Source organism: Mesorhizobium sp. M0815 (assembly GCF_040319995.1).
Taxonomy (GTDB): Bacteria; Pseudomonadota; Alphaproteobacteria; order Rhizobiales; family Rhizobiaceae; genus Mesorhizobium.
In genome coordinates this window covers 227,155-240,843 of the sequence record NZ_JAMYOU010000003.1, presented here as the reverse complement: position 1 = coordinate 240,843, position 13,689 = coordinate 227,155, and the positions used below count along the sequence as shown (strand labels likewise).

Annotated in this window: 13 protein-coding genes; 8 read left to right on the top strand and 5 right to left on the bottom strand. The window is 62.7% G+C overall.

Translation table 11 applies throughout. The features are described 5' to 3' along the window. The first annotated feature begins 10 nt into the window (after positions 1–10). The 4 genes from NKI01_RS06185 (at position 11) to NKI01_RS06170 (ending at position 5,439) form a co-directional block, all read left to right on the top strand. A complete protein-coding gene (locus NKI01_RS06185; RefSeq protein ID WP_352496165.1) occupies positions 11–1,264 on the top strand; it encodes an ABC transporter substrate-binding protein in 1,254 nt (417 codons plus the stop codon). Between the two features lie 378 nt (positions 1,265–1,642). Further along, a complete protein-coding gene (locus NKI01_RS06180) occupies positions 1,643–2,572 on the top strand; it encodes a carbohydrate ABC transporter permease (protein ID WP_352962254.1) in 930 nt (309 codons plus the stop codon). Further along, positions 2,572–3,429 carry a carbohydrate ABC transporter permease gene (locus NKI01_RS06175; protein ID WP_352481296.1) on the top strand — a complete coding sequence of 286 codons (858 nt, stop codon included), beginning with the start codon at positions 2,572–2,574 and terminating at the stop codon, positions 3,427–3,429. Before NKI01_RS06180 ends, NKI01_RS06175 begins: the two co-directional genes overlap by 1 nt. A gap of 27 nt (positions 3,430–3,456) precedes the next feature. Further along, positions 3,457–5,439 (top strand): glycoside hydrolase family 127 protein, encoded by a 1,983-nt coding sequence (locus NKI01_RS06170; protein WP_352962251.1) that lies wholly within the window; start codon positions 3,457–3,459, stop codon positions 5,437–5,439. Here NKI01_RS06170 and NKI01_RS06165 read toward each other — a convergent pair. Beyond that, a complete protein-coding gene (locus NKI01_RS06165; RefSeq protein ID WP_352818344.1) occupies positions 5,426–6,172 on the bottom strand; it encodes a gamma-glutamylcyclotransferase in 747 nt (248 codons plus the stop codon). The genes NKI01_RS06170 and NKI01_RS06165 overlap by 14 nt on opposite strands. A 314-nt stretch (positions 6,173–6,486) precedes the next feature. On the opposite strand from NKI01_RS06165, the gene NKI01_RS06160 reads away from it, so the two are divergent. The 3 genes from NKI01_RS06160 (at position 6,487) to NKI01_RS06150 (ending at position 8,454) form a co-directional block, all read left to right on the top strand. After that, positions 6,487–6,570 carry a hypothetical protein gene (locus tag NKI01_RS06160; RefSeq protein ID WP_352481318.1) on the top strand — a complete coding sequence of 28 codons (84 nt, stop codon included), beginning with the start codon at positions 6,487–6,489 and terminating at the stop codon, positions 6,568–6,570. A gap of 101 nt (positions 6,571–6,671) precedes the next feature. After that, a complete protein-coding gene (locus NKI01_RS06155) occupies positions 6,672–7,835 on the top strand; it encodes a putative hexosyltransferase (protein WP_023717154.1) in 1,164 nt (387 codons plus the stop codon). After that, complete coding sequence (locus tag NKI01_RS06150; RefSeq protein ID WP_023717155.1) at positions 7,822–8,454, top strand: hypothetical protein; 633 nt, start codon at positions 7,822–7,824, stop codon at positions 8,452–8,454. Before NKI01_RS06155 ends, NKI01_RS06150 begins: the two co-directional genes overlap by 14 nt. Here NKI01_RS06150 and NKI01_RS06145 read toward each other — a convergent pair. The 4 genes from NKI01_RS06145 to NKI01_RS06130 form a co-directional block, all read right to left on the bottom strand. Beyond that, the gene (locus tag NKI01_RS06145) at positions 8,451–8,906 is read right to left on the bottom strand and encodes a GtrA family protein (RefSeq protein WP_352481293.1); all 456 of its coding nucleotides are present in this window, start codon (positions 8,904–8,906) and stop codon (positions 8,451–8,453) included. The genes NKI01_RS06150 and NKI01_RS06145 overlap by 4 nt on opposite strands. Then, complete coding sequence (locus NKI01_RS06140; protein ID WP_352481292.1) at positions 8,884–9,576, bottom strand: class I SAM-dependent methyltransferase; 693 nt, start codon at positions 9,574–9,576, stop codon at positions 8,884–8,886. The genes NKI01_RS06145 and NKI01_RS06140 overlap by 23 nt, the downstream gene beginning before the upstream one ends. Then, complete coding sequence (locus tag NKI01_RS06135) at positions 9,551–10,621, bottom strand: glycosyltransferase family 2 protein (protein WP_156948034.1); 1,071 nt, start codon at positions 10,619–10,621, stop codon at positions 9,551–9,553. The genes NKI01_RS06140 and NKI01_RS06135 overlap by 26 nt, the downstream gene beginning before the upstream one ends. A gap of 443 nt (positions 10,622–11,064) precedes the next feature. Continuing rightward, the gene (locus tag NKI01_RS06130) at positions 11,065–12,447 is read right to left on the bottom strand and encodes an FAD-binding oxidoreductase (protein ID WP_352791214.1); all 1,383 of its coding nucleotides are present in this window, start codon (positions 12,445–12,447) and stop codon (positions 11,065–11,067) included. Positions 12,448–12,673: 226 nt separating this feature from the next. Between NKI01_RS06130 and NKI01_RS06125 the strand changes: the two genes are divergently transcribed. Then, a complete protein-coding gene (locus NKI01_RS06125) occupies positions 12,674–13,681 on the top strand; it encodes an AraC family transcriptional regulator (protein ID WP_023717160.1) in 1,008 nt (335 codons plus the stop codon). The last annotated feature ends 8 nt before the right edge of the window (positions 13,682–13,689 follow it).

Genomic DNA, 13,689 nt, shown 5'->3' with positions numbered 1-13,689 from the left:
GAGGAGAAGCATGAGAACCACCATTACCGGGCTCGCCATCGCCGCGAGCATTTTCGGCACGCTTGCGACGGTCGGCTCGGCCGCCGCCGATACCGCCAACATCTGGGTTCGCGCCGACGGCTCGAACTTCATGCCGCGCATCGTCGATGCCTTCAACAAGGGGCATCAGAACCAGATCAAGCTGGACATCATCCCCAACGCCGAAATCATCCCGAAATACGGCGCTGCCGCCGCCGGCGGCACGGCGCCCGATGCGCTGTCGCTCGACCTGATCTACACGCCGTCCTTCGCTGCCGCCGGCCAGCTCGAAGACATCACCGACTGGGCGAAATCGCTGCCCTATTTCGCCAGCCTGTCGCCGGCGCATGTCAAGACCGGCACCTATAAGGGCCGCATCTACGGGCTGCCGTTCTCGGCCGATTCCTCGGTGCTGATCTGGAACAAGAAGCTGTTCAAGCAGGCCGGCCTCGACCCGGAAAAGGGCCCGACCAACTGGGCCGAGATCGAAGCCGACGCCGAGAAGGTCAACGCGCTCGGCGGCGACATCAAGGGCTTCTACTTCTCCGGCAATTGCGGCGGCTGCAACATCTTCACCTTCACGCCGCTGATCTGGGCCTCGGGCGGCGATATCCTCACCGAGGACGGCTCCAAGGCGACGCTGGACACGCCGCAGATGCGCGGCGCCATCGACCTCTACCGTTCGATGGTCAAGAAGGACCTGGTGCCATCAGGCGCGCAGACCGACACCGGCTCCAACTTCTTTGCCGCCTTCGCCACCGGCAATATCGGCATCTCGCCGTCGGGCGCCTTCGCCATCGGCGCGCTCAACACGCAATATCCCGACATCGACTACGGCATCACCTTCCTGCCCGGCAAGGACGGCGCCTGGTCGTCGTTTGCCGGCGGCGATAATTTCGTCGTCACCAAGGGCACCACCAAGGTCGCGGTGGTGAAGGAGTTTCTCGACTTCGCCTATTCGCTCGAGGGCCAGACCATCCTGGCGAAATACGGCAGCCTGCCGGTGCGCGGCGACATCGCCAATGAGGCGCTGAAAGATCTCGACCCGCGCTACAAGGTCGCCGCGGAGGCAATGTCCAAGGGCCGCACGCCCTATTCGGTGGTGTTCAACGACCTGATCAACTCGGCCAACGGTCCGTGGAACCAGATGATGAACGAGGTCTTCTTCGGTGAAGACGTCGACGGCGCCATCGCCAACGCGCAGGAGACCATGCAGTCGATCATCGATTCGGCGCCGCAGAAGTAGCGCCGGCTCCACCTCCCCCTCGAGGGGAGGTCGGACCGCAGGTCCGGGTGGGGTCATCGCGGCAGTGCTCGACATTTCTGTCGGCGCACTTCGCAGACGACCCCACCCCCGGCCTTCGGCCGGACCCTCCCCTCAAGGGGGAGGGGGACGCAGCGCTAACAGCAGGGCTATCGCGTTGAGAAAAGACCCCCTCATCCGGCCGCTTCGCGGCCACCTTCTCCCCGCTGGGGAGAAGAGGCTGGCGTCAACGCTGGCGACCTCCTCTCCCCTCGGGGAGAGGTCGGATTTGCCCGCATTTGCCTTGGCAAATAGGTTTGGAATCCGGGTGTGGGGGTATTCTCCCGATGTGATTGCCCTTCAACCACCGAGCGGCCAGACATGACCACCATCACAGCAACCACCGCCACCCCGGCACGCGCATACAAACTGGTCGGCGCCGGCCGCCGGCAGTGGATCGGCCTGCTCTATGTCGCGCCGGCCGTCGCCCTGGTCGTCGTCTTCTTCATCGTGCCGCTTTGCATGACCGCCTGGATGTCGCTGCACAACTGGCCGCTGATGGGCGCGCACAGCTTTGTCGGGCTCGACAATTACTGGGCGATCCTGCGCGACACCCGCTTCTGGAACGCGCTGAAGTTCACCGGCTATTACACGGTGGTGGTGACGATCGCGATCTTTGCCGTCGCCTTTCCGCTGGCGCTGTTCATCGAAAGGCCGCGGCAGCTGACCGGCTTCTACCGGACGTCCTTCTTCATGCCGGCGGTCATCGGTTTTGCCTCGGCGAGCCTTTTGTGGTCGTGGCTGCTCAATGTCGATTCCGGCCTGTTCAGCCCGGCTGCCTTCGAGCTTGGCCTGACCGAGAAGAAATTCAACCTGCTGGCGACCTTCCAGCCGGCCTTCTGGTCGATCATCGCCATGGTGGTGTGGAAGGTGGCGGGCTTCACCATGATCATCCTGATGACTGGCCTGCAGTCGATCCCGCCGGATCTGCAGGAGGCGGCGATGATCGACGGGGCAGGGCCATTCGCGCGGTTTCGCGCCATCACCCTGCCGCTGATGCGCCGCACGCTGGCGCTGGCGCTGATCCTGTCGGTGGCCGGCTCGATCCTTGCCTTCGACCAGTTCTACATCATCCTGCGCGGCGGCCCGCGCAACCAGACGCTGACCGCCGTCTACTGGATCTTCAACCAGTCCTTCGTGTCGTTCAAGCTCGGCTACGGCGCGGCGCTTTCGATGGTCCTGCTGGTCATCCTGGTGGCGCTCAGCCTCATCCAGCTGCGGCTGCTGCGCCAGCCAGAGGGGGTCGACTGATGGCGCAGGCCCGCAGCCGCAAACGCCGGATAGGTATGCAGTTCGCAGAGCATGCGACCGGCATCATCGCATCCATTCTGTTCCTGGCACCGATCGCCTGGACGGTGCTTTCGGCCTTCAAGCCGGCGCAGGAGGCGCGCCAGCCGCCGCTGCCGCCCTGGCCGACGACGGGCTTTTCGCTAGAGAATTACGCCACGCTCAACACCTTCGGCGATGGCCTCTGGCTGCCGGCGCAAAACAGCATCTATGTCTCGGTCATGACGGTGGTGCTGTCGGTGATCGTCAGCGTGCTCGCCGGCTACGGTTTCTCGCGCTTCCGCTTTCCGCTGAAGAACCTGCTCTTCGTCGTCATCCTGTCGACGATCATGATCCCGTTCCAGTCGATCCTGACGCCGATCTTCCTGGTGCTGACAAAAATCGGCCTGCACAACACGCTGACCGGGCTGGTCTGCGTCTACGTCACGCTGCAGCTGCCGTTCTCGATCTTCATGATGCGCAACGCCTTCGACGCTGTGCCGCGCGAGATCGAGGAGGCCGCGCGCATGGACGGCGCCAACAATGTCACCATGCTGTTGAGGGTGATGCTGCCGCTGGTCTGGCCGGGCATCGTCACCATTGCGCTGTTCGCTTTCCTCGGCGCTTGGAATGAGTTTCTGGCAGCACTCGTGCTGATGACAGACCAGTCCAAATTCACGCTGCCGATCATGATGACCGCACTGCAGTCCGGCCGCTTCGGCGCCATCGACTGGGGCGCCGTGCAGGCCGGCGTCACCGTCATGATGGTGCCGTGCCTGGTGCTCTTCCTGCTGCTGCAGCGCTTCTACATCCGCGGCCTGATGGCAGGGGCCGTGAAGTGACCACAAGAAATCGAACGGAGTGAATTGATGACCGCATCGCCATCCGCCAGTCAGGGCGCCAAGCCAAAACTCGCCTTCCGTCCGCTGCCGGTGCCGCAGGTCGACGTGCGCGGCTTCTGGGGCGACCGCGTCGATGCCGTCGCGAGCAAAACCGCCGGCATCCTCTACGATCGCTGCGTCGAGGCGCGCATGCTCGAGCAGATCGATCCGGACCGGCCGTCGCCCGGCGTCGTCATTCCATTCCATTCACCGTCGCCGGACGAGGCGGCCACTGCCGGCAACGAATTCACCGGCTCGACGGTGACCACGCAGATGTTCTGGGACAGCGATTGGGGCAAGACCATCGAGACCGCCGCCTATTCGCTCTACCGCCGCCGCAACGAGGAGCTGGAGAAGAAGATCGACGCCGTCATCGACATGTATGGCAAGCTGCAGCAGCCCGACGGCTATCTGTCGAGCTGGTACCAGCGCATCCAGCCGGGCCTGCGCTGGACCAATCTGCGCGATTGCCACGAGCTCTATTGCGCCGGCCACCTGATCGAAGGCGCGGTCGCCTATTACCAGGCCACAGGCAAACGCAAGCTGCTTGATATCATGTGCCGCTACGCCGACCATATCGCAGAAACATTCGGTCCCGAGCCCGGCAAGAAGAAGGGCTATTGCGGCCACGAGGAGATCGAGCTGGCGCTGGTCAAGCTGGCGCGGGTGACGGGCGAGCGCAAATACATGGAGCTTGCCAAATACTTCATCGATCAGCGCGGCCAGCAGCCGCATTATTTCGACGAGGAGGCGCGCGCCCGCGGCGCCGATCCCAAGGCCTATCATTTCAAGACCTACGAATACAACCAGTCGCACAGGCCGGTGCGCGAGCAGGACAAGGTCGTCGGCCATGCGGTGCGGGCGATGTACCTCTATTCGGGCATGGCCGACATCGCCACCGAATATGGCGACGACACGCTGCGGGTGGCGCTCGACCGGCTGTGGGACGATCTCATGACCAAGAACCTTTACGTGACTGGCGGTCTCGGGCCATCGTCGCACAATGAGGGTTTCACTGCCGATTACGACCTGCCCAACGACACCGCCTATGCCGAGACCTGCGCTTCGGTCGGCCTGGTGTTCTGGGCAAGCCGCATGCTCGGCATGGGTCCCAATGCGCGCTACGCCGACATCATGGAGCGGGCCCTCTACAACGGCTCGATCTCGGGCCTGTCGCTCGATGGCTCGCTGTTCTTCTACGAAAATCCGCTCGAAAGCCGCGGCGCCCACCACCGCTGGAAATGGCATCGCTGCCCGTGCTGCCCGCCCAATGTCGGGCGCATGGTCGCCTCGATCGGCAGCTATTTCTATGGCCTGTCGGACACAGCACTTGCCGTCCACCTCTATGGAAACGGCACGGCTCGTTTCGATATCGCCGGGGCGCAGATAGAGCTCACCCAGACCAGCAATTATCCCTGGGACGGCGCGGTCTCGATCTCCGTCGAACCGGAAGCGCCGACCGAGTTCACCTTGCACCTGCGGCTGCCGGCCTGGTGCCGCAAGGCAACGCTCAAGGTCAACGGCGCCGATATCGATCTGGATGCTGTCACCAGTGACGGCTATGCCGCGATCCGCCGCGAATGGCGCAAGGGCGACCGCGTCGAGCTCGATCTCGAAATGGCCGTCGACCGCCTCTACGCCAATCCGCAGGTGCGGCAGGATATTGGCCGCGTCGCACTGGCGCGCGGACCGCTGATCTATTGCATCGAAGAGACCGACAATTCCAGCCAGCTGCACCGCATCGCTCTACCGCGAACGGCCGAGATCGAGGCACACAAACAGCCAAACCTTTTGGGCGGCGTCGTCACGCTTTCCGCGATTGCCAAAAAGGAGGCTTTCGAAAACTGGGAAGAGGGGCTCTACCGCACCGAACCGCCGGCGGTCGAGGAAGCGAAAGTCACCGCCGTGCCGTACTTCGCCTGGGACAACCGCGATCCCGGCGAGATGCTGGTCTGGCTCAGGGACGAATAAAGCCCGACGGCGGCGCCCGGCCGATCTCCTCGGCCACAAGTTCCTGCAGCTGCCAGAGATTGCGGTCGCGGATGCCGCAGGCGTCGAGATGGCGAATGGTCTCGAACAGATATTCGGCGCCCGAACCCCAATGGCCGACGGCCGTGGCCAGGGTCGCCGCTATCGCTCGCTTTTCGAGCTTGCCGGCATAGCGCGGATTGGCGGGATCGACAACGAAACCAAGCGCTTGGCCCATGCCGTCGCCCGTCCTGACCTGCAGCCAGCGCGGCACGTTGACGGCCGGCAGGATGGTCATCTCGCGGCGCAGCAGCGCTTCGAGATTGGCCGCCACTGGCTCGGCGATCTCGAACACCATCCCCTGGCATTGGCCGCCGCGGTCGAGCGCCATCATCAGGCCGGGCTGCTCCACCGTGCCCCTGAAGCGCTGCACCGTAAAACAGAACGAACGGTGCCAGCCCGTCGCTACGGCCCGTTCGCCACCCCTGACCTCGCCGGCCGGCTTCCATAGCAGCGAACCATAGGCGAACAGCTTCACCGGCCCGGCCGGCGCGCCGGCCAGCACCTCGTCGCGAATGCGCGCGTAATCGGCATCGGTCATGTAGACCATGCCCGGCGTCGGCCCGGCGTCCTCGACCGCCCGCAAGGTGCGGGCGACCAGCGCCTCGGTCAGCGCCATCGGCGGCTTGCGCGGCGCCGACTGACGCCGCGATGCGGCGGAAATGACCTTGCTCATCCTCACACTCTCAGCTTTGCCGCCATGTTGCCGAAGGCTGGAGGATTCTCAAGGGCCGAGTACGCGGGCGCGGCATCAGGGTTCAAAACTGTCGTGTACAACAGCTTGACGGAATCGCACAAAATACGCGGCGGACTTTTGCGCGTCGAATTCCAGCCACGGCACCGCATCGCTCTGCCGCGAACGGCTGAGATCGAGGCACACAAGCAGCGAACCGTCTGGGCGGCGGCGTCACGCTTTCGGCGATTGCCAAAAGGAGACTTTCGAAAACTGGAAAGGGGCTCTACCGCACCGAACCGCCGGCGGTCGAGGAAGTGAAAGTCGGCGCCGTGCCGCATTTCGCCTGGCACAACCGCGACCCCGGCGAGATGCTGGTCTGGCTCAGAAGCGCCGGATAGCGGTATCGCCAATTTGAGCCGCGTGCACGCCTTGAATTCGCCGGGGCGCGCGTCATCTAGCTTTGAGTGGCGCCTGCCATTTGAACGGGTGGAGGCAGATTTTGGCGCTCGAAGCTGTCGCGCGTCCGAACGCCGGTGGCCGCTTTGTTGCGGTAGCCGTCGTCGCGGTGCCGTTGGCTTTCGTCGTCAGTGGGCTGGCCATTCGCTATGCCGCATTTGCTTCGGTTTCGGCAGAACCCGGCTTCGCGGCCTATGCCCAGGCGCTCTGCCGCTGGGATTGCGCGTGGTATGTCGGCATTTCCGAACACGGCTATGAGCGCTTTCCCATTCCAGGCCAGAGCAATGTCGGACGCTGGGGCTTCTTCCCGCTCTATCCGATGCTGGTGGCGGCAATCCGGTCTGTTTTCCGCTTTCCGACGATACTCGTCGCGTCGATCACATCGATTGCGTGCAGCTATGCCGCCTGTCTGGTGGCGTGGCCACTGCTCGAGAAGAACATGCGCGCTTATGTTCTGTATTGCGCCTTCCTGCTCAGCGGCCCGTTCTCCTATCACTTCACGACTTTCCTGACCGAACCTCTTTTCGTACTCCTGACTTCGTGCGTTTTTCTGGCGCTCAAACGCTCCAGCTATCTGGCTGCGGGACTGTCATCGGCTCTCCTGTCGGCAACCAGGCTCGTCGGGGTGCTCGTTGTATTCGCGACCGTCATTCAGATGTTCACGGATTACCGCGCAAAGGGCGGATCGACGCTGTCGTTCCCGCGTTGGCTGCTTGGCCGACCGGATCTGCTCGTCGCCATCTTCATCTCGCCAGCCGGCCTATTCGCCTACATCCTGTTTCTCTATCTGACCATCGGCGACGGCTTTGCCTTCCTGCACGTGCAGCGCGCGTTTGGACGGGTGCCGGGCAATCCGCTCGCCTTTATATGGGACGGGTTTTCGGCCGTTCCGACAACTGGATGGCTGCCCACGGCGCCGCAATGGAGCGCGCTCGCCGCACTCATCGGACTGGCGCTATCGGCGGTTCTGGCGGTTCGCAGGCAATATGGCGCCGCGTTGTTCTGCGCCTGCTGCATCATCCTGCCGCTGATCACGAACCTGGCCTCGATGGTCAGATACGTCGTTGGGCTTGCACCTCTGACAATATTGCTGGCCATGCTGTCGTCGGCGTCGAAGCTGACTTTTCTTGCGGCTCTGGCTCTCTTCCTGGGCGCCTGTTATTTCATGACCGTGGCATGGATCGGAGGCTATCTTGCCCTGGTCTGACATTTCGGGCCGGTATCTGCGCGGGGCCAGGCTTGCCAGCTACGCGCTGGCGGCGGTTCTGGCGGGAACGGAAATCGTCATTCTTGCGCTTGCTCTCAATCCGAATGTCAACGCCGATTATCGCGCCTATTACATTGACCGGACGACGACCTGCCTCAATCGCGATGCGGTCGGCAGCTATACCCTAGGCGAGACGGTGTCGTTCCGGTCCGACGGAGCCAAAAAGGCAGCCGGCATGAGGGTCTGCGGCTGGTCGGGACCCGTTGCCGACGGCACCCATTCCCTAGGCGAGACCTCGCGGCTTCGGCTGAAGATACCGCCGCTCCACGACAGTGTGACGGCCACGCTGCAAATGGCCGCCGCCATTCGCCCGCCGCAGGTCACGCAGCGGATTATTATTTCGGTGAATGGCGTTCGGGTGCATGCGGTGACGCTGTCCGGCAAAGAGCCGCGAACGGTCTCGTTCGTCATTCCAACGGCGGCCCTCGCCGAGGCCAGGATACTCGATGTCGCCTTCGACTACCTCGACGGCATTCCGCCAAGTTCGGCCGCCAGCAACATCTACAAGCGCGCCATCAAATTGTTGTCGTTCCGGCTCGATCCTGTTGAGCCGGGTTAGGGCGGGCGATCACGTTGCTGGCCGGGTCTTCGCTGCGCAAAAACCCACCGGTCGAGCATGAGAAGATTGACCGCTGGAACAAGCAAGCATGTAACCAGAATGGCGATGATCGGCGGCAGGCCGAGTTTGGCCGTCAAAACCGCCGGCGCCGCGTAGGCAACGGCGAACCCTGTCGCCGTCAGCAAGAAAAAACGCGGAGCTTCCGATCGATGCGATCCGCTCGACGCGAAAGTCACGAACTTATGCGCGAGATAAGAAAACAGGGCGGCTGCGGTGTAAGCCGCGAGCGAGGCACCGACCGGCGAGAGGCCGAACCGTTGCCATTTTACCAAAGCGGTGGCCATCACTGCATAAAGGATCGTTGCGGCGATGCCGACCGACCCGAAGCGCGCCAGCACCCTCAGCCCGGCGTCGCCGGTTGAACGGCGCTCAGACACGCGCACTACACGCATACTGCGCTCCAAGCGGCAAAGGCGCGAATACCCGCTCGACCCTTCTGGCCAAGGGCCTTGCCGATGGCAGCAGCAGGAAATGCTCGGAGCGGATGTCCCGGAAGCCTGTTTCCTGAAAAACGGACCTCGCTTTGGCGGCGTTGAGCAGAACCGCGTCGTGATCGAACGGACACCGGAACACAGCAAGGCGCGTCAGTGGATTGTAGGGATTGTGCTCGATAATGCAGGCGACGCCGCCCGGCCGTACGACGCGCCGCATTTCCAGGAAGAAATCGAGCCAGGAGGAGGGCGGAACGTGATGGACGACGCAACTGGCGAAAGCCAGATCGAACGTGCCGTCCTCGTAAGGCAGCCCCTGAGTGCTGCAGGTCTTGTAGGCCACACGCGGATTGTGTTGGCTGGCGTGCAAAATCGATTCTTGCGAGACATCGCAACCATCGACGCTGTCGAAAGCACCGTCGAGGTAGGGGTGGAGCGAACCGACGCCGCAGCCGACATCCAGCGCCCTTACAGCCGACCCACCCTGCCGAAGCTTTCGCTCGAAGACCAGACGCCGCAGCAGATCCGCCTTGGCGACAAGGAAGAAGTCGTGGCTGAGTCCGGAAAACCGGATGGACCCTTCGACCGCCTCGCCATAGTTGGATTTATAGCTGTCGAAGAGTTCGGCCATTGGCGGGGACTCCACTCCTGGGTTTGTGAAACGATCGGCGGCGCTCACCGGAGGCGGCACGCATCGACTCGTCGAAGCCGGTGAGCCGATCGATGACATAAAGCGGGCGGCGTTTCACCTCGGCGTGGATGCTGCCGACGTAGAGTCCGACCACGCCGGTCATGAAAAGGTTGATCCCGCACAGGAGCGACACGATCACCACCGTGGATGTCCACCCGGCAATGATCCCGGTTTCAAAAAACCAGGCAAAGATGGCGTAGGCGCCAAAGACCCCCGCAAGCGCGGAAATGACCAACCCGCCCCAGAGCGCCAGGCGCAACGGCTTCTCGGAGAAACTGACGATGCCGTGAACCGCAAGGTGCATCATCTTCCAGAACGGGTATTTGGTCTGGCCCAGGGTTCGTGCGTGGCGCTCAAATGGCACGGCCGTCTGCTTGAACCCCATCCAGCCGAACATGCCCCTGACGAAGCGGTCATGTTCGGGCATACGCTTGAAGGTTTCCAGCGCCTTGCGGCCGACTAGGCGGAAGTCGCCGACGTCGCGCGGAATATCGACCGACGTCATTTTCTCCAGCAGGCGATAGAAAAGACTTGCCGTAAAGCGCTTGAACCAGGATTCGCCCTCGCGCTTGACCCGGCGGGCGTAGACGATCTCGAAACCTTCCTTCCACTTAGCCACCAGATCGAGAACGACTTCCGGCGGATCCTGCAGGTCCGCATCCATGACGATGACGGCATCGCCCGCAGCGGCGTCCATGCCGGCGGTAATCGCCACCTGGTGGCCGAAATTGCGGGAAAATTCGATCAGCCGAAAGCGCGGCTCGGCGGCGACCACTTTTTGAAGGTATTCGACGCTTCCATCGCGGCTTCCGTCATCGACGAAGATGGCCTCCGTTTCGCCGTCCAGCCGGCCGATAAGCGAACTGATCCGCTCGATCAGCCGAGGCAGCACCTGTTCTTCATTGTATACGGGCAGGACCAGCGAGTAGCGCGGCGGTGACCTGTTCACCGTTATTCCCGGGCCTTGGACCACAGACTCTCGCATGCGGTTGAAAATGGAACGCAAGCTACAAAGTTCCAAAGGCAATTAAGAAACTGCTAATTTAGTTAGTTCTGAAGGGGATACCGATCCTCGAGGAGGACTGAAGGGTGTCGTGGTGACGTCGGACGTCCGCATCGAAGCGTGAAATTATCGGTAGGCTGCCGGCGCGATCGGCCTGGCGAGAAGCAGTCGCTGAGGCATAACCCGTTGACCGCATTGCCTGCTCCCGGACTTGCCTGTTGAAGCAGCACTACGGGTGACCTGAGCGTGCGGGCCGACCGCTTCGACGCATGTCAGACATGGCTCATGGAACATGGTCGCCGAGCCCGGCCGAGTATCGCGCTTGTAGGCCGCCGAGCGTCCTGGCCGGAACCTATCGTACCGGCCGGGCCTTAGCTGGTCCGGCCGGTACGATACAACACTTGCTGGCCAGACGAGGGCGGCCGTCAAGCGGCCGGCCGGATGTTTTGGTTCACCCGGAAGAGGTTGTTCGGGTCGTATTTCTTCTTTAGCGAGGCCAGGCGCTCGTAGTTATCGCCATAAGCCGCCTTGAGCCTTCCCTCGCCCTCGTCATCCATCATGAAGTTCAGGTAGGCGCCACCCAGATCGAACGGATGCACGGCCTCCCAGTAGGCCTTGGTCCAGCGCGTCACCGGCCCCGCTTTCTGTGGGTCCGGATCGATCCCAGCGATGACCATCGACCAGGTCGCATCACGGTAATTCCACGGTGTTTCGTCTTTGCCGACGCGATGGACAGCGCCGTCGATCGGATAGAGATGCATGAGCGATAGCTCGCTCGGTGTTTTCGCCGCCTGCTTGAGATGAGCGTCGATCGCCTCGTCGGACAGCGTCTTGACAAAATCGCCCCGCCAATACCACTGCATCCCCTTCGGATAGAGCCCATCGAACATGCTCTGCACCGCGGGATAGGGCATCATTCCCATCCAATTGAACCAGGGCGCAGGCAGCGCATCGAGTAGCGGAGCCACCGCCTCTCTGCCCTTTTCCTCCGGGCCGTTGTAGCAACACATCAGCAGACACATCCGCTTTCCCCAAAACTCTTCCGGGAACGGTGCGCTCGACAGGATCGTCTTGAGCCCGAGGAAGATCCCGAGTTCCTCGGGCGCGCGCGGCAGGAACTCGCGATAATGCTGCATGATGGTGCGGGCCTGGCGCTGATCCCATGCGATCGGCCCCGCAAAGACCATGCTGACCTGGTGGAGCTTGAACACAAAGCTGGTGACGACGCCGAAATTGCCGCCGCCGCCGCGAAGCGCCCAGAACAGGCTAGGGTTCCGCTCCTTGCTGGCGGTGACGAAGCTGCCGTCGGCAAGCACGACATCGGCCTCGACCAGATTGTCGATGGTCAGGCCATATTTGCGCGTCAGATAGCCATGGCCGCCGCTCAGCGTCAGTCCGGCGACCCCGGTGGTCGAGATGATGCCCGCCGGTACGGCCAGGCCAAAGGCATGGGTTGCGTGGTCGAGGTCGCCCTGAGTGCAGCCCGGACCCACCCGCGCCGTACGGGCATCCGGATCGACACGCACGCCGTTCATCGCCGACAGGTCGATCACCAGACCGTCGTCGCAACTCCCCAATCCTGGTCCGTTATGGCCGCCGCCACGTACCGCAACCAGCAAATTGTTGTCGCGGCCGAAATTCACCGCTGTGATCACGTCGGCCACGTCCACACAGCGGGCGATGATCAGCGGCCGCTTGTCGATCATGCCGTTGTAGAGCTTGCGGGCCTCATCATAGCGGGCGTCGCCGGTCCGGATGACTTCGCCCCGCAGGCTTGCTGCGAATTTGGTGATGTCTTCATCGTGCATGACATTCCTCCCTGTTATTGGACCTGTCGGCCGGTCGATGAAACGCTAATCCCGTCCGCTGTTCCCGCAAATGTCACATCGTCCATTTCTGTTGCCCGATCGTTCAGAGTGGGATTAGACCGGATGGGTAGTTGCTCGGGCGGCTGTATTGCCGGATAGTTCGAGATGCCTGGCCGAAAAACTCGTTGTCAAAGGGAGTAGCCGATCGTTTCCGGAGGTGTAGTGCATGGATGTCCTTTCCGATGTGCTCCGAGCCGTTCGCCTCACCGGTGCGATCTATTTCGACGTCGACGCCAGCTCTCCCTGGGTCGGCGAGTCGCCGGGCACGGCCGACATTGCCGCCGCCATCATGCCGGAGGCAGAGCACATCATTTCTTTTCATGCCGTGATGTCGGGCTCGTGCTGGGCCGCGCTGGCAGACGATTCGGTGCCCCCGGTGCTCGTGAACGCCGGTGATGTCGTTGTCTTCCCCGGTGGTGTTCCGAACGTCTTGAGCTCTTCGCCCGGAGCGCGGGGCGAACCCAATATGGCGATGTATTATCGGCCGATTGACGAGAGCCTGCCGTTCGCGGTGATCCATGGTGGCGGGGGAGACGAGCGGACCCGGTTCATTTGCGGGTATCTTGGCTGCGATGCACGTCCCTTCAATCCTCTCCTCGCTGCATTGCCGGCCATCCTGTGTGCCCGCAAGCCCGCCGATGGAAGCAGCTGGGTTATCGACCTGTTTCGGCTGGCGCTGGCCGAAGGTGGCAGTGGGCGGGCGGGCGGTGAAACGATCCTCGCCAAGCTGAGCGAGCTGATGTTTGTCGAGATCATCCGCCGCCATCTTGAGACCCTCCCCGGCGATTCGCGCGGCTGGCTGTCAGGCCTACGGGATCCACATGTCGGCGAGGCGCTCCGGCTCATCCACGCTCGCCCCAGGGAGGAATGGACATTGGACCGGCTCGCCCGCGAAGTAGGGCTCTCGCGCACGGCGTTTGCGAGCCGCTTTACCCACTATGTCGAGGTCTCGCCGATGCACTATCTTGCTCGCTGGCGTCTGCAACTGGCGGGACGTTTGCTCGAACGGCCCGAAATGAGCATCGCGCAAGCGGGTGCCGACGTCGGCTACGAGTCGGAAGCCGCCTTCAATCGCGCCTTCAAAAAGTTCGTCGGCATTCCACCTGGCACCTGGCGAAAGGGACGGTCGGCGTTGCTCGAGGCTCAAAGATTGCCCGCTGGCGTCGTGCAATAGGAAAGAAC